This window comes from Paraburkholderia sp. PREW-6R (assembly GCF_039621805.1).
GTDB lineage: Bacteria > Pseudomonadota > Gammaproteobacteria > Burkholderiales > Burkholderiaceae > Paraburkholderia.
Map to the genome: position 1 here is coordinate 933,982 of NZ_CP155074.1, position 18,128 is coordinate 952,109.

19 protein-coding genes and 1 riboswitch are annotated in these 18,128 nt (G+C 63.9%); of the genes, 11 read left to right on the plus strand and 8 right to left on the minus strand.

Annotated elements, in window-relative coordinates:
• Positions 1-80 precede the first annotated feature (80 nt).
• The gene (locus tag AAGS40_RS19370) at positions 81-1,103 is read left to right on the plus strand and encodes an alpha/beta hydrolase (protein ID WP_345816402.1); all 1,023 of its coding nucleotides are present in this window, start codon (positions 81-83) and stop codon (positions 1,101-1,103) included.
• A gap of 34 nt (positions 1,104-1,137) precedes the next feature.
• Here the strand turns inward: AAGS40_RS19370 and AAGS40_RS19375 are convergent, their stop codons facing one another.
• Positions 1,138-1,557 (minus strand): secondary thiamine-phosphate synthase enzyme YjbQ, encoded by a 420-nt coding sequence (locus AAGS40_RS19375; protein ID WP_345816513.1) that lies wholly within the window; start codon positions 1,555-1,557, stop codon positions 1,138-1,140.
• A 45-nt stretch (positions 1,558-1,602) separates the two neighbouring features.
• A complete protein-coding gene (locus AAGS40_RS19380; protein WP_345816403.1) occupies positions 1,603-1,923 on the minus strand; it encodes a thioredoxin family protein in 321 nt (106 codons plus the stop codon).
• A gap of 231 nt (positions 1,924-2,154) precedes the next feature.
• Here AAGS40_RS19380 and AAGS40_RS19385 point away from each other — a divergent pair, with 231 nt between their 5' ends.
• The 5 genes from AAGS40_RS19385 to AAGS40_RS19405 all read left to right on the plus strand — a co-directional run bounded on the left by AAGS40_RS19385 (position 2,155) and on the right by AAGS40_RS19405 (position 6,673).
• Positions 2,155-2,451 (plus strand): DUF2628 domain-containing protein, encoded by a 297-nt coding sequence (locus AAGS40_RS19385; protein WP_345816404.1) that lies wholly within the window; start codon positions 2,155-2,157, stop codon positions 2,449-2,451.
• A 136-nt stretch (positions 2,452-2,587) separates the two neighbouring features.
• A complete protein-coding gene (locus AAGS40_RS19390) occupies positions 2,588-3,121 on the plus strand; it encodes a hypothetical protein (RefSeq protein ID WP_345816405.1) in 534 nt (177 codons plus the stop codon).
• 170 nt (positions 3,122-3,291) lie between these two features.
• Positions 3,292-4,626 carry a sugar efflux transporter gene (locus AAGS40_RS19395; protein WP_345816406.1) on the plus strand — a complete coding sequence of 445 codons (1,335 nt, stop codon included), beginning with the start codon at positions 3,292-3,294 and terminating at the stop codon, positions 4,624-4,626.
• Between the two features lie 262 nt (positions 4,627-4,888).
• Complete coding sequence (gnd, locus tag AAGS40_RS19400; RefSeq protein ID WP_345816407.1) at positions 4,889-5,926, plus strand: phosphogluconate dehydrogenase (NAD(+)-dependent, decarboxylating); 1,038 nt, start codon at positions 4,889-4,891, stop codon at positions 5,924-5,926.
• Positions 5,927-5,977: 51 nt separating this feature from the next.
• Positions 5,978-6,673, plus strand: coding sequence for an HAD family hydrolase (locus tag AAGS40_RS19405; protein ID WP_345816408.1), 696 nt, complete (start codon positions 5,978-5,980; stop codon positions 6,671-6,673).
• Between the two features lie 72 nt (positions 6,674-6,745).
• Here AAGS40_RS19405 and AAGS40_RS19410 read toward each other — a convergent pair whose 3' ends face one another.
• Positions 6,746-7,282, minus strand: coding sequence for an ankyrin repeat domain-containing protein (locus AAGS40_RS19410; RefSeq protein ID WP_345816409.1), 537 nt, complete (start codon positions 7,280-7,282; stop codon positions 6,746-6,748).
• Between the two features lie 94 nt (positions 7,283-7,376).
• A complete protein-coding gene (locus AAGS40_RS19415; protein WP_345816410.1) occupies positions 7,377-7,502 on the minus strand; it encodes a hypothetical protein in 126 nt (41 codons plus the stop codon).
• Positions 7,503-7,972: 470 nt separating this feature from the next.
• On the opposite strand from AAGS40_RS19415, the gene AAGS40_RS19420 reads away from it, so the two are divergent.
• Positions 7,973-10,366 carry a phosphoketolase family protein gene (locus tag AAGS40_RS19420; RefSeq protein WP_345816411.1) on the plus strand — a complete coding sequence of 798 codons (2,394 nt, stop codon included), beginning with the start codon at positions 7,973-7,975 and terminating at the stop codon, positions 10,364-10,366.
• A gap of 12 nt (positions 10,367-10,378) precedes the next feature.
• Positions 10,379-11,542 carry an acetate/propionate family kinase gene (locus AAGS40_RS19425; RefSeq protein WP_345816412.1) on the plus strand — a complete coding sequence of 388 codons (1,164 nt, stop codon included), beginning with the start codon at positions 10,379-10,381 and terminating at the stop codon, positions 11,540-11,542.
• Here AAGS40_RS19425 and AAGS40_RS19430 read toward each other — a convergent pair.
• Entirely contained in the window at positions 11,530-11,790 is a 261-nt protein-coding gene (locus AAGS40_RS19430) for a BON domain-containing protein (RefSeq protein WP_345816413.1), read from the minus strand. The genes AAGS40_RS19425 and AAGS40_RS19430 overlap by 13 nt on opposite strands.
• 37 nt (positions 11,791-11,827) lie before the next feature.
• Positions 11,828-13,039: a D-amino acid dehydrogenase gene (locus AAGS40_RS19435; protein ID WP_345816414.1), complete on the minus strand. Its 1,212-nt coding sequence runs from the start codon at positions 13,037-13,039 to the stop codon at positions 11,828-11,830.
• A gap of 198 nt (positions 13,040-13,237) precedes the next feature.
• Positions 13,238-13,330: riboswitch (glycine riboswitch) on the minus strand.
• A 199-nt stretch (positions 13,331-13,529) separates the two neighbouring features.
• Here AAGS40_RS19435 and AAGS40_RS19440 point away from each other — a divergent pair.
• Complete coding sequence (locus AAGS40_RS19440) at positions 13,530-14,162, plus strand: LysE family translocator (RefSeq protein ID WP_345816415.1); 633 nt, start codon at positions 13,530-13,532, stop codon at positions 14,160-14,162.
• A gap of 122 nt (positions 14,163-14,284) precedes the next feature.
• Here AAGS40_RS19440 and AAGS40_RS19445 read toward each other — a convergent pair whose 3' ends face one another.
• Complete coding sequence (locus tag AAGS40_RS19445) at positions 14,285-15,520, minus strand: MFS transporter (RefSeq protein WP_345816417.1); 1,236 nt, start codon at positions 15,518-15,520, stop codon at positions 14,285-14,287.
• A gap of 203 nt (positions 15,521-15,723) precedes the next feature.
• Here AAGS40_RS19445 and AAGS40_RS19450 point away from each other — a divergent pair, with 203 nt between their 5' ends.
• Both AAGS40_RS19450 and AAGS40_RS19455 read left to right on the plus strand, forming a co-directional pair.
• The gene (locus AAGS40_RS19450) at positions 15,724-16,119 is read left to right on the plus strand and encodes a PaaI family thioesterase (protein WP_345816418.1); all 396 of its coding nucleotides are present in this window, start codon (positions 15,724-15,726) and stop codon (positions 16,117-16,119) included.
• 509 nt (positions 16,120-16,628) lie between these two features.
• The gene (locus tag AAGS40_RS19455; RefSeq protein WP_345816419.1) at positions 16,629-17,333 is read left to right on the plus strand and encodes a YceH family protein; all 705 of its coding nucleotides are present in this window, start codon (positions 16,629-16,631) and stop codon (positions 17,331-17,333) included.
• Between the two features lie 35 nt (positions 17,334-17,368).
• Here AAGS40_RS19455 and AAGS40_RS19460 read toward each other — a convergent pair whose 3' ends face one another.
• Positions 17,369-17,887 (minus strand): SLATT domain-containing protein, encoded by a 519-nt coding sequence (locus AAGS40_RS19460; RefSeq protein WP_345816420.1) that lies wholly within the window; start codon positions 17,885-17,887, stop codon positions 17,369-17,371.
• Positions 17,888-18,128 lie beyond the last annotated feature (241 nt).

Below are 18,128 nucleotides of genomic sequence, written 5' to 3' on the forward strand. Positions count from 1 at the left end.
TTCGCTCGACATGCACGGTCGGTCGGGCGTCGAGCGGATAGCTTCGATGGATCGTGAAATTTTCCATCAGGAGCTGAACCATGACACTCGGTGACACCCTCAAAGGCATGGTCGGGATGGACCCGACAAGCCATGCCGATCCCGACATGAAAGCCGTACTCGACACGTTCAAAAGTCTCGATCCGAAGCCGATCGAAGACTGCACGGTGAGTGAGGCAAGAGCGCAGCCGACACTTGCGGACGCGGTCGAGAAACTCACGAGCGATCCGGCATTCAGTTCGCGCCCCGCGCTCGAACTCGAAGCGGTGAGCACGGAAGACATCGTGATCGCTGGCGCGGTGGGCGGAAATGCTGCGCGCGTGTACACGCCGCAGGGCGATGGGCCATTTCCTGTGATCCTGTATTTTCATGGCGGCGGCTTTGTGATTGCCGATATCGATACCTACGACGCCACGCCGCGCTCGATCGCCGCGCAAAGCAAGGCGATCGTCGTGTCGGCGCATTACCGGCAGGCGCCCGAACACCGCCTGCCGGCTGCCCATGACGACGCGTTCGCCGCGTGGCAGTGGCTGGTCGACAATGCGGCGAGCCTCGGCGGCGATCCGGCGAAGCTCGCCGTGATGGGCGAAAGCGCGGGCGGGAATCTGGCGATCAACGTGTCGATCCGTGCGCGCGATGCCGGCATCCAGACGCCCGTGCATCAGGCGCTGATCTATCCGCTCGCGAGCAACAACATTGTCTCGATCTCGTACGAGGAAAACCGCAACGCCAGGCCGCTAAACAAGCCGATGATGCTGTGGTTCATCCAGAACGTGATCAATGACAAAAGCGAGTTGACCAGTCCGCTGCTCGACGTGGTCCGCGCGAACCTCGCGGGTCTGCCGCCAACGGCGGTGGTCACGGCAGGCATCGATCCGTTGCGTTCGGACGGCGAAAAGCTCGCGGAGAAACTCGCGGCGGCGGGTGTGCGAGTCGAACATCGCAACTATCGCGGCGCGACGCACGAGTTCTTTGGACTCGCGGCTGCGGTGAATGCGGCGCGCGAGGCTCAGGCGTTCGTGTCGCTTGCGCAGCGCCAGGCATTTGGCGCTGCGCCGCTTTAATGCTCATCCGCGCCCGCGGACCGCACGCCTGCGTTCATTCGCCGATCAGGTGCAGCACGATGTCCCGGTGCTGCGTGTGCCGGCGATGTTCGAACAGATAAAGACCTTGCCACGTGCCGAGCACCATTCGCCCATGTTCGACCGGCACGGATAACTGCACCTGCGTGAGCGCGGTGCGCAGATGCGCGGGCATGTCGTCCGGGCCTTCGGCATCGTGCTCGTAGCGATCGGCATCCTCGGGAGCGAGCGTTGCGAAGTAACGTTCGAGGTCGCGCTGCACCGAAGGATCCGCGTTTTCCTGAATCAGCAGCGACGCGGAAGTATGCCGGCAGAACAGTGTGAGGAGCCCTGTGTCGATCGACTGCGCGGTGACGAAGCGGCGAACTTCGTCGGTGAACTCGACGAGACCGCGTGCGCGCGCCTTGACGCTCAGGTGATGTATGGCTTGTCGCATCATGGAGTGAGAATGGGCATGACAGGTGAATCGATCAAACGGTGCTCATAGCAAGGTGAACGCCTGCGAGATCTCCTGCGCTCCGGTGGGACGGACCACGCGCGCCACTTCCGCGCCGTCGCGCAGGAAAATCAGCGTCGGCCAGAGTTTGACCTTGAACGAGCGGCCAAGCGGCCGGCCGGGGCCGTCTTCGATCTTCAGGTGACGGATGTCGGGGTGCGCAACGAATGCCTCGGCAATCGACGCCTGTGCGCCCTGGCAGTAGCCGCACCAGTTCGTGCCGAATTCGAGCACCGTCGGGCCGGCAAACGCGTCCACCTCGGATCGTGAAGGGGCTGTTGCGGAATAGGCCGTCACTGTCGCCATGTAAGCTCCCGAAAATTTGCCTGCGGCGCGGCGCCCGCTTTCTGCTTACTGGACGCGTGGACCGCGGACAGACAAGAGTAGCAGCTATGCGTCGGATCGTCAGTGACGGCGGCAGGCAGCGAGCCTTCCAGCGCCGAACGCGCGTTTCTGTAAGCGCGGCGTGTTAAACCTGTCGATGCGATCAGAATGAGCGAACACGGACACGACGCGCCGAAGGTGCAAGGAAAGGACATGGCGGAAACGATTTACCTGCGTCACCCCGGCAAGGACGAGACGGTCGCGGTAGCCACCGGTTTCAGTTGGGGCGCGCTGTTGCTCGGCTTCGTGTGGGCGTTGTCGAAGAGAATGTGGTTCGCCGCGTTCGTGATGCTGGCAGTCAACGTGCTGTTGTTCTTCACGGACCTGTGGGGCGAAACGGGCGACGTGATCGGACTGCTGCTGTCCGTTCTGTTTGCCTATGCATGCGGAGCGTACGGCAACGAATGGCATCGCAAGACACTCGAAAGCCGCGGGTACACGAAGATCTGAGCGGGTCGGCATGCGCGGCATGCCGTCAAACGGGAGCGAATATTGCTGGCTGTGCGGCGCCTGGCACGTTCACGCGCGCGTCGAAAGTTCATGACGCACTCATCATCCACCGACCCTGTTGTGATGGAGCACCGCAATGCCGACCACTTCTGCGCCCGCGCCCGATCTTGCTCACGCGTTGAAACTGCCGTTCCTCGGACTGCGCCGCCGCGTGTTGTGCGCGCTGCTGTTCGCGCTGCCCGGCGCGGCGGCGCTCGCGCAGACCGGCAGCCCGATCGTGCCTGCGCAGTCGTCCGCGCCACTCACCGCAGCGGCCGCGCCGGATGCGCCGGCGGCCGCGCCTGCAACGCCCGCCGGCACTGCGGACGACACGTTCCTGCTTACCATTTTCCTGCGTCACGACGAAAGCAAACCGCTGCCCAGGATCAACGACCAGTTGGCCGCGCAAGGTTTCTTCAAGACGTTCCCGCCACCCGGCATTCAGGTCGTCTCCTGGTACGTGATGATGGGCATCGGTCAGGTCGTTACGCTGCGCGTGCCGGCGAGCCGTCTGCGAGAAGTGAACCGGGCGATCGAGACGACCGCGTGGGGCGGCTATCGCACCGAGTTTTATCCGACCTATGACTACAAGGAACAAGCGCAGAAAATGCGTACAACGAACGGCAAGTAGTGCGCTCCTTGCGGTCAAAGCGTCGGCGCACGTGCGTTGATCATTTTGGGATGCAACGCGGCGGCTTTACGTGCCTGCACGCGAGGCAGATAATGCCCCGGTCTTTCCTGCGATGATTCGTGCGGCGCGCGTCGCGCGTGGCAGGCTCGTCTTCCCGACCCATCGTTCCCGTGCTGAAAACCTCACGTTTTCTCGACCTCCTGCGCATTCCTGGCTTCAAGCCGCTCGCCGCCGCCACGCTCATGCTCGGTGTGGCGATGTCCTTCACTGCGCCCTATCTGTCGTTGTTCGGCGTCGAGCGGGCGGGCATGACGCCGTTCCGGCTCGGCGTGTTCATGACGCTGATCGCCGCGAGCGGCGTGCTCGCCAGCACCTTCGCCGGCCGCTGGAGCGATGCGAGCGGGCGCCATCGGCCCTTGTTGCTGGCCGCGCTCATTGCCGCCGCGCTCGGCTATCTGTGCCTGTGCGTCGTACGCGATTACCGGCTGCTGCTCGTGGTCGGCATCGTTTTCATCGGCGCGGGAGGCTCGGCCATTTCCATGGTGTTCTCGTTCAGCCGCGCTGCGCTGCCGGTGCCCGACCCCGGCGAGCGTGCGTTCGCCAGCGCGACGTTGCGGACCATCCTGTCGGCGGCATGGGTTTTCGGCCCGTCGGTCGGCGCGCTGGTGCTTGCCGCGACCGGCTTTTACGGGCTCTTTCTGTTCGCCGCCGCCAGCTTCGCCACGTGCGCGACGATCGTGTGGCGCATGCGCGAGCCGCAAGGCCATCTCGGCGACCACACGGTGGAAGACACCGCGTCGGAACCGTCGGCGTCCATCACCGTGCCGCCGCTGACCACGCCCGGCGAAGACGCCCGCGAGGAACTGCCGGGCGTGGCGTCGTCCAACGACATCCGCCGCGCGGTCGCGGCGCTCACGCTGCTCGGCCTTGCCGCGAACGCCACCATGATCGTGCTGCCGCTTTACATCGTGCACGGACTGAACGGCACGCATCTGGACGTCTCCGTGATGCTCGGCCTCGGCGCGCTGATGGAAATTCCGATGATGCTCGCGCTCGGCGCCAAGTCCTCGGTGCTGCACAAACCGAGCTGGCTCGGCGCATGCGCGGCAGTGCACGCGGTGTATTTCGCCGGCATGTCGCTCGCGGGCAGTGTGCACGTACTGATTCCAATGCAGATGCTCAATGCGTTTGTCGTCGCCGTCACGTCGTGTCTGGGCATGACCTATGTGCAGGATCTGATGCCCCAGTCGCCGGGCCGCGCCACCGCGCTGTTTTTCAACGCGGCGCGGGTCGGCTCGATTCTTTCAGGTGTCTTGTCGGGTTTGCTGGTTCAGGCGTTCAGCTACCGCGGCACGTTCCTGTTCTGCGGATTGCTCGCCCTGGCCGCGCTCGTGCTGTTCTCGGTGCCCGGTTATCGCTATCCGCTCATGTGGGCGGCGGTCAGACGTTTCGCGCGCGATCAGTACGCGAGGCGGCAGACGAGGCGTCAGACGAGGCAACAGTAGCCACGGCCGTCCCAGGCAGGCGCATGAATCGTCGCGCACGCAACTCGCATGGAACTTTACGTCGTGCAAAGCCTCTGCAAAGAAGCGTATCGTCTTTCGGTGCCGGTTTCGCTGCACGGATGATTCAGGGCTGCTACCGTGTGTCCGGTATGAACGCGCGAACGTGACTAGAGTGAACCTGGCCCACGCGTGGCGATGGGCGACGATGGTCCAGAACGAACCACATCAAGCAGCGTAACGAGGCACTTTCCCGGAGCGAGATATGCAACTAGGCATGATTGGATTGGGACGCATGGGCGCCGATATGGTGCGACGCCTGACAAAAGGCGGTCAGCAGTGCATAGCTTACGACGTGCAAGCTGCGGCGGTGGAGAAGCTGAAGCAGGAAGGCGTGGCGGGTGCGGCGTCGCTGGAAGATCTGGTCGCGCAACTCGCGAAGCCGCGGGCAGTGTGGCTGATGGTGCCCGCGGCGGTGGTCGACGCCACGCTCGAGAAGCTCCTGCCCCTGCTCGAACCCGGCGATATCGTGATCGACGGCGGCAACTCCTATTATCACGACGACATCCGCCGGGGCAACGAGTTAGGCGCGCGTAAGCTTCACTACGTGGATGTCGGCACGAGCGGCGGTGTGGCCGGCCGCGAGCGCGGCTACTGTCTGATGATCGGCGGCGAGCCCGAGGTGGTGAAGCGGCTCGAACCCATTTTCGCGACCCTCGCACCGGGCGCGGGCGCCGCGCCGGCAACGCCGGGCCGCGCAGCGGGCGCCAGCACCGCCGACCAGGGCTTCCTGCACTGCGGCCCGCAAGGCGCCGGGCATTTCGTCAAGATGGTTCACAACGGTATCGAGTACGGGCTGATGGCCGCCTATGCCGAAGGCCTGAATATCCTGCGCCACGCCGACGCCGGCAAGCATGCCCGCGAGATCGACGCGGAAACGTCGCCGTTGCGCCGTCCCGAGCTTTACCAGTACGACCTGAATCTCGCCGACGTCACCGAGGTCTGGCGGCGCGGCAGTGTGATCGGTTCGTGGCTGCTCGACCTGATCGCCGGTTCGCTGGTCAGCGACGGCGATCTGAAGAACTACGCGGGGCGCGTATCCGATTCGGGCGAAGGCCGCTGGACGGTTGCGGCCGCCATCGACGAGGGCGTGCCTGCGCCGGTGCTGAGCGCGGCACTATTCGCACGTTTCAGTTCGCGCGGCGAAGCGGACTTCGCGAACCGGGTGTTGTCGGCAATGCGGCATGACTTCGGCGGGCACGTCGAAAAGGCAGCCACGCCGCCCGACGGGTCGTCACACTGACGCAGCTATCCGACGCGCACAATCCGGCTCGCCCTGTTCGAGGAGATCACGATGAAAGCTACGCCAGACCATCCGCACGACGTCGTGTTTCTATTTGACTGCGACAACACGCTGCTCGACAACGATCACGTGCTGTCGGATTTGCGCGCGCATATGATGCGCGAATTCGGCGCGGAGAATAGCGCACGGTACTGGGAAATTTTCGAGGACCTGCGCGCAGAACTCGGTTATGCCGATTACCTGGGCGCGCTGCAGCGCTACCGGCTGGAGCATCCGCGAGACACGCGGCTGTTGCTGATGTCCTCGTTCCTGATCGACTATCCGTTCGCGAACCGCCTTTATCCCGGTGCGCTCGACGCAATCCGTCATGTGGGCAAACGCGGACCGACCGTGATCCTGTCCGATGGCGACGTGGTCTTCCAGCCGCGCAAGCTGGCGCGCTCCGGCTTATGGGACGAGGTGGAAGGGCGCGTGCTCATCTACATCCACAAGGAACAGATGCTCGATCAGGTGAAGGAGTGCTATCCGGCACGCCATTACGTGATGATCGACGACAAGCTGCGCATACTCACCGCGATGAAAAAGTCATGGGGCGCCGAACTGACCACGGTGTTCCCGCGCCAGGGCCATTACGCGTTCGATCCGAAGGAGATCAACAGCAACCCGCCCGCCGAGATCACACTGGAGAGAATCGGTGAACTGGCGGACATCGACATTGATCTGCTGATGGGTAGTGAATCGCGCTGAACGGTAATGTCGTCTCCGGTGCAACGCGGGCTCGTAACCGGAGACGCGAAGACCGGAAAGCGGAAACCCGCGTCAAGGCGCGAGTTTTCTTAGATGCGCCTCGGCGTCGCCCGCGCCCATCCGTGCGGCTGCGTCGAGAGCAGTGACGCCGTTGGCGTCGCGCGCTTGCGGATCGGCGCCATGCGCGATCAGCAGGTCCATGATGGCGATGCGGTTGAACATTGCGGCGATCATCAGCGCGGTGCGGCCATCGGGCGACGCGCCTTCTACGTCGGCGCCGTGCGCGAGCAAGGTTTCGATCACCGCGTCGTAGCCTTTGAACGCGGCACCCGCAATCGGCGTCTGACCGTTGTCGTTGCGCAGATTCGGATCGGCGCCCTGTTCGAGCAGTGTGCGAACCGCATCCACGTGACCGTGGTAGCTTGCGAGCATGACGAGGCTGTCGCCCTTGTCGTTGCGCAGATTCGGCGGCACGCCTTTTTCTATGACGGCGGCGAGCATGGCGCTGTCACCGCGGCGCGCGAGGTCGAATACCTGTTGGGCCAGTTCGACCAGTTCGGGGTCGATCGGCTGCTGCGAAGAAGCAGCGTGGTGGGCGTGGTCTGTCAATGGAATCTCCGTGCGATGAAGAAGCGCCAGGCGGCGCCGGAATGCCGGTCAGGATACACAGTTTGTGCCGCCGGCGCGCGGCGGCGATGACAGGCTACACATGATCGAACAGCTTGATGAGCAGCCCGAAAATGCCGACGCAGATCACGAGGCCCACGAACAATGCGACGAGCGTAGCGAGGAGGATCAAGGGCGCCTTGAAGCGGCGGGGTGTCGACATGGTGAGCGTCCTATAGTGTGTAAGCGCGAGCGTGACGTCGAGGCAGCGCAGCCGTGCGATAGAGCAGCAAGCTGCAGCAGATTGAGCACCAGGACGCCACTCGGTGTGCTGCAGCATAGCTTAACCAGATTCACTGAGTGCCGGCGCGAAGTCGTGCAGCAGTTGCCGTGGACGCTGTGGCTCCTTCGCATTCGACGCCGTACCGGTTGCTGCAAGCTTTCCCACACTTTCGTCGAACCATGACCTGCCTGGCCTGTCACATGCGTGACGACTGACGGCAGGAGAATCTGAATCGTGGCGCAAGCGCTGCCGTCGCTACGCGTTCGCTGTGTCATCCGCGTGGCAGAGTGGGCCGAACTCTCCGCCTGCGGCCATTTATTTCACGGTGTGCCACGCGCTGGATCAAAGATCAACGTTGCAGCATCCGCTAACCTGCCTGACAGTGCCCGTCCTTTACCAGGAGTGACGCCATGGCTGAAGCAACTCCCCGTTCCACGCCGCCGCAAACGCTCGACCCCGACACGTTGAGCAGAATGGACCGCTACTGGCGTGCCTGCAACTATCTGTCGGCGGGCATGATCTATCTGCGCGACAACCCGCTGCTGCGCGAGCCGCTCAAACCCGAACACATCAAGAACCGCCTGCTGGGACATTGGGGCTCGGACCCGGGCCAAAGCTTTCTGCTCGTGCACCTGAACCGGGTGATCCGCGAGCACGACCTGAACATGATCTATATCGCCGGTCCCGGTCACGGCGCGCCGGCCACGCTCGCGAATAGCTATCTGGAAGGCCATTACTCAGAAATCTATCCGGACCGCAGCGAAGACGAAGCCGGCATGCAGCGCTTTTTCCGGCAGTTTTCGTTTCCGGGCGGCATCGGTTCACATTGCACGCCCGAGACGCCCGGCTCGATTCACGAAGGCGGCGAACTCGGCTATAGCCTCTCGCACGGTTACGGCGCCACATTCGACAATCCCGATCTGATCGTCGCGGTCATGATCGGCGACGGCGAGGCCGAAACCGGGCCGCTCGCCACGTCGTGGCATTCGAACAAATTCCTCGATCCGGTCCGCGATGGCGCCGTGCTGCCGGTGCTGCATCTGAACGGCTACAAGATCGCCAATCCCACCATCCTCGCACGCATTCCCCGTGAAGAACTCGAGGCGTTGTTGACGGGTTACGGGCATAAACCGTACTTCGTCGAAGGCGACGACCCCGAGATCATGCATCAGCAGATGGCCGCCACGCTCGAACGGTGCATCGGCGAAATCCGTGCGATCCAGCAGCACGCACGCGAAAACAACGACCCGACGCGGCCGCGCTGGCCGATGATCGTGCTGCGCTCGCCGAAGGGCTGGACCGGTCCGAAGGAAGTGGATGGCCACAAGGTGGAAGGCTCGTGGCGCGCGCATCAGGTGCCGGTGCTCGATCCAGTCACGAACAGCAAGAGCCTGAAGATCGTGGAAGGCTGGCTGCGCAGTTACGAACCGGAAAAGCTCTTCGACGAAAAAGGCCGGCTCGTCGAGGAACTGCGCGCACTTGCGCCGGAGGGCGGCCGCCGCATCAGCGCGAATCCGCATGCGAACGGCGGCCTGCTGTGCAAGACGCTCGATCTGCCGCCGTTTCGCGATTATGCGGTGCAGGTGAAAAAGCCCGCCACGTCGTACACGTCGCCGACCGAGGTGCTAGGCGCCTTTCTGCGCGATGTAATGCGCCGGAACATGCGCAATTTCCGCGTATTCGGCCCTGACGAAACCGCGAGCAACAAACTCACCGCGATCTATGAAGCGTCGCCGAAAACCTGGCTGGCCGAGACGGTGGAAAGCGACAAGGACGGCGGCGCGCTCGCGCCGGACGGCCGCGTGATGGAAATGCTGAGCGAGCACACGCTCGAAGGCTGGTTCGAAGGTTATGTGCTGACGGGCCGCCACGGGCTCTTCGCGACCTACGAGGCGTTCGTGCACGTGATCGATTCGATGTTCAACCAGCACGCCAAATGGCTCGAAAAGTCGAAACGCGACCTCGGGTGGCGCCAGCCGGTGCCGTCGATCAATCTGCTCATCACGTCGCTCGTATGGCGCCAGGATCACAACGGCTTCACGCATCAGGACCCCGGTTTTCTCGACGTAGTGACGAATAAGAGCCCGGACGTCGTGCGTATCTATCTGCCGCCCGACGCGAACTGCCTGCTGAGCGTGGCCGATCACTGCCTGCGCTCGCGCGATTACGTGAACGTGATCGTCGCGGACAAGCAGCCTCATCTGCAATATCTCGACATGGAAGCGGCGGTCACGCATTGCACGAAAGGCATTGGCATTTGGGATTGGGCGTCGACGGATCAGGGCGTGGAGCCGGACGTGGTGATCGCCTGCGCGGGCGACATCGCGACCATGGAGGCGCTCGCCGCGGTCGAAATCCTGAAAGGGCAGTTTCCGGATCTGAAGATCCGCTTCGTGAACGTGGTCGATCTGTTCCGTCTGATGCCGGAGCACGCGCACCCGCATGGTCTTTCGAATCGCGATTTCGACTCCCTCTTCACCGCCGACAAGCCCGTGATCTTCAACTTCCACTCGTATGCGTCGCTGGTTCACAAGCTCACGTACAACCGGACCAATCACGACAATCTGCATGTGCACGGTTACCACGAGAAGGGCAATATCAACACGCCGCTCGAACTCGCGATCATCAACGACGTGGACCGATTTTCGCTCGCGATCGACGTGATCGACCGGGTGCCGAAGCTGCGCGGCGTCGGCGATCATGCGAAAGAGTGGCTGCGTGGGCAGATCATCGAGCACCTTGCGTACGCGCATGAAGAGGGCATCGACCAGGAAGCCATCCGCAACTGGACGTGGAAAGGCTGAGCGAGGCACGCCATGCATACACAAGACGAGACCGGGCACGCGACGATCCTCGTGCTCAACAGCGGTTCGTCGTCGCTGAAATTCGGGCTTTTCCAACAGGCGAACGGCGATGAAGCGCTGCTGCTCGAAGGCAGCGCGCAGGGCATCGGCCGCGACGACGGCAGTCTGCGGATCAAGGCGCCCGACGGCCGCGTGCTCGAGGAGCAGGCGCATGTGCTCGAATCGCAGACCGACGCGTTGCAGAAGCTCACACGGGTGCTCGCCGAGCAGAACGAGGTGCGTCCCACGGCGGTAGGGCATCGCGTGGTGCATGGCGGCCCGCATCTGCGCACGCATCAGCGCATCACCGCCGACGTGCGGCGGCAATTGCAGGACGCGACGCACTTCGCGCCCTTGCATATTCCGCCTGCGCTGGCGCTGATCGACGAGGCGTCGGCCATTTTCAGCGACGCGCAGCATTTCGCGTGCTTCGACACGGCATTTCACGCGACGCTGCCGCCGCGCGCGGCGCAGTTGCCATTGCCGCGCCGTTACGCAGAGCAGGGCGTGATCCGGTATGGTTTTCATGGACTGTCGTACGAGTCGCTGGTCGCGCAGCTCGGCGACGACCTGCCGGCGCGCGCGGTGTTCGCTCATCTCGGCAATGGATCGAGCGTGTGCGCATTGCGAGACGGCAAGTCGGTCGATACGTCGATGGGTATGACGCCAACGGGCGGCGTGCCGATGGGCACGCGCAGCGGCGATCTCGATCCCGGCGTGCTGCTGTATCTGATGCGCACCGAACATCTCGATGCCAACGCGCTGGAAACGCTACTGAACCGTCACAGCGGTCTCGCCGGTTATACGGACGGCGAAAGCGATATGCAGGCGCTGGAAAAGCGCGCTGCGGCCGGGGACGCCAGCGCGGAACTCGCGCTCGACGCGTTTGCGACGGCAGTACGCAAGACGATCGGCGCGTATGCGGCGCTCCTCGGTGGCATCGATCTGCTGGTGTTCACGGGCGGCATCGGCGAGCACAGCGAAGCGATGCGTCAACGCGTGTGTGACGGGTTGTCGTTTATCGGACTGTCGGAACACGATCCGGCGGGGCGCGTGCGCGCGATTCACACGGAGGAGGAAAAGCAGATCGCGCGGCATTGCCGCGCGCTGCTCGAATCGGGCGGTCAGTCCGCCTGACGTGACGCTGGTTTGACGACGGTGCAATCGGACACGCCGGTTACGCCAAATAGACGCGTCACGTCTTCGAGCGCGGCGCTGCGTTGCTGATCGCGCTCGAGTTCGCCGCGCAGCGTGATCCGGCCATCGGTCACGGAGACGTTCACCTTGCCTTCCGGCACCGCGGCGTCCCACGCGAGACGCCGCGCGGCCTCCGTGGCGATCTGCTCGTCGCTGAGCCGGTCGCCGCCGTTGCGGACATCAGACATAGGTTCTCCACGAAATCCGACGCAAGGGAGAACACTATCACTGAATGGCGCCGGCCACTGCCTGAGCCGTAGCGGCCGACAGCGTCCATCCCAGGTGACCGTGCCCCGTGTTGTAAAACACGCCGCGCCGTTTTCCGCGTCCTACCTTGGGCAGCATGCTCGGCAGCATGGGCCGCAGTCCTGCCCACGGAATCACGCGCGCGGTCGACACGTTGGGAAAATGCCGCCGGGTCCAGTCCACGAGCGGCGCGATGCGGTCCGAGCGGATGTCGCGATTAAAGCCGTTGATTTCCGCCGTGCCGGCGATGCGAAAACGGTCCGCGCCAAGGCGGCTCGTCACGATCTTCGCGCTGTCGTCGAGCAGGCTCACCCATGGCGCGTGCTGCTGGCTGGTTTCATCGTCGAGACAGACGGTGATCGAGTAACCCTTCACCGGATAGATGTTCACATGGTCGCCGAGCATCGCCGCGAAATCACGGCTCTTCACGCCGGCGCAGATTACGATCTGCTCGAACGTAAAGGGCTGCGGCTCGCCGTCGAGGTTCACCATCAGCGAGAAACGTCCGTCGGCCGGTTGTTCAATCGACGTAATCTCGGCGTCATAGTGAAATTGCACGCCGTGACGCTGGCACGCCTGCGCGAGTCCGCGCGTGAACTTGTGGATGTCGCCGGTGGAGTCGGACGGCGTAAAGAAGCCGCCAAAAAAGTTGCCATGCAGCGTGGGTTCGATGCGCTGCAACTCGCCCGCACTGACCGGACTGCGGTCAAGCCCGCCTTCGCGCAGAAGGGCGTTCACTTTGCTCGCCGCGTCGAATTCCTTTTGTGTCTTGTAGATGTGCAGAATGCCGCGCCGCTCCAGATCGAAGTCGATGCCCTCCGTTTGTGCGATCGAAAACAGATGCTCGCGCGCGGCAATCGCAAGACGCACGGTTTCCACCGTGTTCGCGCGGTAGTGCGGAATCTGCCGGAGGAATTCGCCCATCCACGAATACTTGTGCCAGGTGGGCGCGGGATTGAGCAGGAGCGGGGCGTCGCGCGTGAGCATCCAGCGCAGGCCTTTCAGCACGGTGGCCGCGCTGTTCCAGACCTCCGCGTTGCTGGCGGAAAGCTGGCCGCCGTTTGCAAACGACGTTTCCATTGCCGCGTAGCGGTTGCGCTCGAACACGGTGACGTGATGGCCGCGCTGCGCGAGCGCGTGGGCAGTCGTGACGCCGGTAATGCCGGCGCCGATGATGGCGATACGTGACATGTCATGGTCCAGATAAGTTGAGCATCACCGGTGTCGATTTCGTTGTCGAAACCGGCGGGGATGCCCCATCTGTCCATGTACCTGAGAGTTTCTTCCCGCGCCGCGCGGCGCCGCGTTCGATCGCGTGCCGGGTGTGGGGAATCCCCTTCGGTGGGCGCATGCTGCCCGCTGATCGCCGATGCGCCGCTCTCCAGATGTTCCAGCTGCGCGGTCCTTTTGCCTGAGAGTTTCCGGGGCGGTTGCTCCGTCGGCGTCGCCATGAAAACTGGCGAGCTCTCCCGCGCTGCATTGCAGAACGGCTCGACAATACCGGGCAAAAAAGTTTGCCGCAAGTGTTTCGTGCAATCGGGCGATGCTCCCGCCGCCATGATGTCGGACATTTTCAAAGGGCTGCGCGTCTGGGCGGTGCGATTGCGCAGTTGCGGGCAGTCCCCCCGACCATCCGTTATATTGGACGGAATTGATCGTACGATGCATAAAGGAGAACGTCGTGCCTACCGCCGCCACGCTGCTTGCCTTCGCTCTTGTCTCGTTCGCCATGGTGCTGACGCCGGGGCCGAACATGATCTATCTGATTTCGCGCTCACTGTGTCAGGGGCCGCGCGCGGGGCTGGTGTCGCTGGGCGGTGTCGCGCTCGGCTACGTGTTCTACATGTTTTGCGCCGCATTCGGCATTACCGCGTTGCTGATGACAGTGCCTTACGCATACGACGCGCTGCGCTTTTGCGGCGCGCTGTATCTGCTTTACCTCGCCTGGCAGGCAGTCAAACCCGGCGGCCGCTCGCCGTTCCAGGCGCGTGATCTGCCGCACGACAGCCGCCGCAAGCTCTTCACGATGGGCTTCGTCACCAATCTCGCCAATCCGAAGATTGCGGTCATGTATCTTTCGCTGCTGCCGCAATTCATTTCGCCGGGACACGGCAGCGTGCTGTCCCAGTCGATCGCGCTGGGGTGCGTGCAGATCGTGATCGCCGTCACCGTCAATGCGCTGATCGCGAGCATGGCGGGTTCGATTGCAGGATTTCTCGCGGGGCGACCGGTCTGGTTGCTGGTGCAACGGTGGCTGATGGGCACCGTGCTCGCCGGCCTCGCGGTGCGTATCGCGCTGGATTCGCGCCGTTAAGCGATGGTGAAGACCGGCGCGGACAAATAGCTGGAGCGAGGCGAGCGGGCCGCGCAACGCTGATGTGCGCAGCGAGCGCAGATGCGCGGAGCGCGGCTAGAGGCCAGAGTGAGCCGTTTGCGTCAACCGCTGTGCGCGCGCGTCACGCCTCTGAACACCCAGACATTGAACAGCGCGCCGCATAGCATCAACACGCTCGTGATCAGAAACACGGCCTGCATGCCCAGATGCGCGCCGACGAAGCCGCCCGCGAGCGGCCCGGTCACCTGGCCTGCGTAATTCGCGGATGTCGCATAGCCGAGAATGTAGCCCGCCGACCGCTCCGGCACGCTGTGACGGATCACGCTCGTGATGCACGGCAACAGTCCCGCAAGCGCGAGCCCCATCAGAAAGCGCAGCACGACGAGTTGCGCGCCGTTCGTGACGAATGCCTGTGGCACCAGCAGCACCGCGCACACAGTCAGGCACGCGATGATGACCTTTGGCGCGCCGATCCGGTCGGCCAGCCGCCCGACGCGTGACGCCGCGAGCACGCTGCCGAGCGCCGACGCCGACATCACGAAACCCGACACCAGCGTGACATGCCGCGCGTCATGCACGAGCTGGGCGACATACACGGTGATGATCGGCTCGATCGACATGTTGGCGAACATCAGCAGGCCGGAGGTCATCAGCATGGCGAGCACGGGCCGCAGATTCTCTACGCTTGCCCAGCCACTCGTGGCGGCGTCCGTCTCTTTCGACAGAACACGCGAACGATCCACCGGCTGTTCCCGAACGAGCCACACGGTCGCAATGAACGCGCAGAAAATCATCGCGCCGGCAATGAAAAACGTGTTCCGAATGCCGATCAGCGGAGGCAGCGCGCCACCCACTAGCGGCCCGACCAGACTGCCCGCCATCATGCCGGAGGCCAGTGTGCCGAGCGCCCAGCCGGTGCGCCCACGCGGCGTCTGGGTGGCGATCATGACATTCGCACCCGACGCATAGCCGCCGACGAGGCCCGCGAGGAAGCGCAGTCCGACCAGTTGCCAGACGTTCTGCGCAAGACCGAGCAGCGACATGACGACTGCCATGCCGAGGCTCGCGCGGATCAGGATCAGCTTGCGTCCGTAGCGGTCGGCCATGCGGCCCCACAGCGGGGACACCAGCGCGGCAGCGAGAAACGTCGCGCCGAATGCGACCCCCGACCATTGCACGGCGGCCGCGGAGGAGCGCACGCCGAGCTGTTGCACGTAGAGCGGCAGAAAGGGCAGCAGCAGGGTCATCGCGACGATCGTCGTAAACGAGCCGAACAGGCAGACATACAGGTTGCGCTGCCAGTGCGGCGCGCCGTCCGAAGGCGTGGTGGGTGTCATCCAGATGATGGGTGGTTGTGGACGTGCATACAGAGTGGAAGGGCCGCAAACCGGTGTGCAAAACGGGGATTCGCGGGTGCGCAAAACGCCTGCATGGAGCGATTGTGCCTGAGCGCGCGCAAACAGGCAGGCCGCAGGGTGTGCGGCGAACGCTAGTATGCTGACGGAAACATCATGATCACTTTCAGAGGCCCTAACCGACCATGTCCGATTTTCCGATCGACAACCCGTTCCTCGAATCGCTTGGCGTGCGGCTGACGCAATGGCGTGACGGCTACGCCGAGTTGACCATGCCGATTGACGGCAGCAAGCTCAATCGCCAGGGCGTGTTGCAGGGCGGCGCGATCGCCACGATGCTCGACGCCGCTGCCGGTTACGCCGGCATCTTTGCAGAGCCCGGGCAACCGCCGCGCCATGCGTTCACCCTGTCGCTGACCACCAGTTATCTGGACAAGGGATTGGGCACGACCGTCACGGCCAGGGGTTTTCTGGAGCGCGCGGGCCATTCCATCTACTTCGCGCGCGGCGAAGCATGGGTGGACGGCACATTGCTGATTGCGAGCGCGCAGGGCACGTTCAAGTATGCTCGACGCAGTTGATGTACGGGTCGTCGGGATGGTGGAAGGGTGCGCTGACCGAGCGCGCTTCGCAGCCCAGGCGCGGCGCACGCGTAATCACGAGATGCTGAATCAGCATCGGCTGATTCCATCAGCGCACGGCAGTGTGCAGCAGCAGTGTTTAAGCCAGACTGGCGCGACAGATCCGTCAGATCGCCGAGATTCCTGCACCGCGCCTGCGTGGGCCGTTTATCATAGTAGCCATCCCGCATGATCCCCGACTGATGATGCGACGCCAAAGCCGGCGATTCGCGACCCGCGCGTTTTACCCGATAGGCTTCGCGCCATCGCCGCGGCTGCGGCGATTGGCGACGCCGGGCTTCAGCGGAAAACCAGCGGCAAACCAGCGGAAATCTCGCTGGAGAATGAGCCAAGCAGTTAGCCGGACAACCAGCCGGTCAATGAGCCGAACGCCGCGCTGCAAACGCGCGGCCAACTTTCGCCGCAAGCTACATCGCCGATCCTCGTACTCCCGTCGCAGAAATACATCTATGAATGCCACCCCCGACACTCCCTCCCGCCCTTCGATCCGCGCGCTGACCCCGCTCGAGGGCCGCGTGCTCGGCGTGCTCGTCGAAAAGCAGCAGACGGTGCCGGACAGTTATCCGCTGTCGCTGAACGCGCTGACGCTCGGCTGCAATCAGAAGACCGGCCGCGCGCCGGTGATGAACGCGACCGAGGGCGAGGTGCTGACTGCCGTCGACGGTCTGAAACGCCTGAGTCTCGTGATGGAAGGCAGCAGCAGCCGCGTGCCGCGTTTCGAGCACAACATGAACCGGGTGCTGGGTCTGCCGAGCCAGTCGGCGGCGCTCCTGACCACGTTGCTGCTGCGCGGCCCGCAGACCGCCGCCGAGCTGCGGCTGAACAGCGCGCGGCTGCATGGGTTTGCGGACATCTCGTCGGTCGAGGCGTTCCTCGACGAACTCGCGGCGAGCGATCCGCCGCGGGTCGTCAAGCTCGCCCGCACGCCGGGCGAACGCGAGAGCCGCTGGACGCATCTGCTGTGCGGCGAGGTGAGCGCGAGCGAACTGGCGCAGCCAGGCGGCGCAGAAGACGCCGTGCCGCTATCCGCGTTCGAGGCGCTGAAGGCAGAGCAGAACCGTCTCGCCGACGAGCTGAAGCGCCTGCAAGCCGTGGTGCGGCGCATGGCGGCGGATCTGGGCATCGAAGTCGAGGATGTCGGCCGCGACGCCTGAGCGCCCCGAGCCGCGTAAGGGCGAACGCTCGCGCTTCATGCAGCGCGGCCGCTTGCCCGGTTCGCGGAAAGCGTGCGCTGCGTGCGATAAAACACGCGTGGCGGCACGTTGGGCGAGTCTTCGGCGAGGCGGTCGAGTTCCTCGCGGATCGCGCTCAGATAGTGGCCATCGCGCGCGTCGGGGTCGCCTGCAAAGACGGCTTCCAGTCTGCGGCGCACCGCGCCATACCGCGCACCGGCTGAGCGGTGTTTCTCCGCCCGCTGCGCGTACTTCAGGAAGGTTTGCAGCGCCGAAGACACGGCGGCCGTCACGCTCACGAGGCCCACGAAAATGCGCAGTGCCGGCGAAACGGCGGCCGCACTCAGCGACGCGAACACCGCCGTGCCGACGAACGTGCTCAACGCGGTGACCAGCCAGCCAAGCTGCCGGTCGCGCGCCGACAGCAGGTCGGCCATGTCGTAGTGACTCATCTGCGATTCGCGGGCGCGCCTGATCCATTTCAGAAGCAGTTGCGTTTCGTCGGCTGGCGGCTCGTAGGCGGGCAGAGTGTTCATGTCGCTCGTCAAGGCAGGATAAGGGGCAAGCGTGACGCCTGCGCTTGACGATACTGTGCCATAGGATGAATGATCGGATCGACATCCGCCTGCCTGGCAGATTTCCCGCGATCCGATGTCCTGCCTGATTCGGCAGGACGATTACTTCGCCGCCTTCACTCCAGAGCGCTCCGCATGCGACTTTCCATTGAGATAAAAGTCGCTCGTCGCGGCTCGCAAAGGATCGCCGGGTTGGGTCTGT

Excerpts from the sequence above, each read along its gene's own strand:
- AAGS40_RS19450 (WP_345816418.1), top strand. The coding sequence starts at position 15,724 with ATGTCCGATTTTCCGATCGACAACCCGTTCCTCGAATCGCTTGGCGTG.
- AAGS40_RS19430 (WP_345816413.1), bottom strand. The coding sequence starts at position 11,790 with ATGTCTGATGTCCGCAACGGCGGCGACCGGCTCAGCGACGAGCAGATC.
- AAGS40_RS19425 (WP_345816412.1), top strand. The coding sequence starts at position 10,379 with ATGCATACACAAGACGAGACCGGGCACGCGACGATCCTCGTGCTCAAC.
- gnd (WP_345816407.1), top strand. The coding sequence starts at position 4,889 with ATGCAACTAGGCATGATTGGATTGGGACGCATGGGCGCCGATATGGTG.
- AAGS40_RS19375 (WP_345816513.1), bottom strand. The coding sequence starts at position 1,557 with ATGCGACAAGCCATACATCACCTGAGCGTCAAGGCGCGCGCACGCGGT.
- AAGS40_RS19405 (WP_345816408.1), top strand. The coding sequence starts at position 5,978 with ATGAAAGCTACGCCAGACCATCCGCACGACGTCGTGTTTCTATTTGAC.
- AAGS40_RS19460 (WP_345816420.1), bottom strand. The coding sequence starts at position 17,887 with ATGAACACTCTGCCCGCCTACGAGCCGCCAGCCGACGAAACGCAACTG.
- AAGS40_RS19420 (WP_345816411.1), top strand. The coding sequence starts at position 7,973 with ATGGCTGAAGCAACTCCCCGTTCCACGCCGCCGCAAACGCTCGACCCC.
- AAGS40_RS19415 (WP_345816410.1), bottom strand. The coding sequence starts at position 7,502 with ATGTCGACACCCCGCCGCTTCAAGGCGCCCTTGATCCTCCTCGCTACG.
- AAGS40_RS19385 (WP_345816404.1), top strand. The coding sequence starts at position 2,155 with ATGGCGGAAACGATTTACCTGCGTCACCCCGGCAAGGACGAGACGGTC.
- AAGS40_RS19370 (WP_345816402.1), top strand. The coding sequence starts at position 81 with ATGACACTCGGTGACACCCTCAAAGGCATGGTCGGGATGGACCCGACA.
- AAGS40_RS19380 (WP_345816403.1), bottom strand. The coding sequence starts at position 1,923 with ATGGCGACAGTGACGGCCTATTCCGCAACAGCCCCTTCACGATCCGAG.
- AAGS40_RS19390 (WP_345816405.1), top strand. The coding sequence starts at position 2,588 with ATGCCGACCACTTCTGCGCCCGCGCCCGATCTTGCTCACGCGTTGAAA.
- AAGS40_RS19445 (WP_345816417.1), bottom strand. The coding sequence starts at position 15,520 with ATGACACCCACCACGCCTTCGGACGGCGCGCCGCACTGGCAGCGCAAC.
- AAGS40_RS19435 (WP_345816414.1), bottom strand. The coding sequence starts at position 13,039 with ATGTCACGTATCGCCATCATCGGCGCCGGCATTACCGGCGTCACGACT.
- AAGS40_RS19455 (WP_345816419.1), top strand. The coding sequence starts at position 16,629 with ATGAATGCCACCCCCGACACTCCCTCCCGCCCTTCGATCCGCGCGCTG.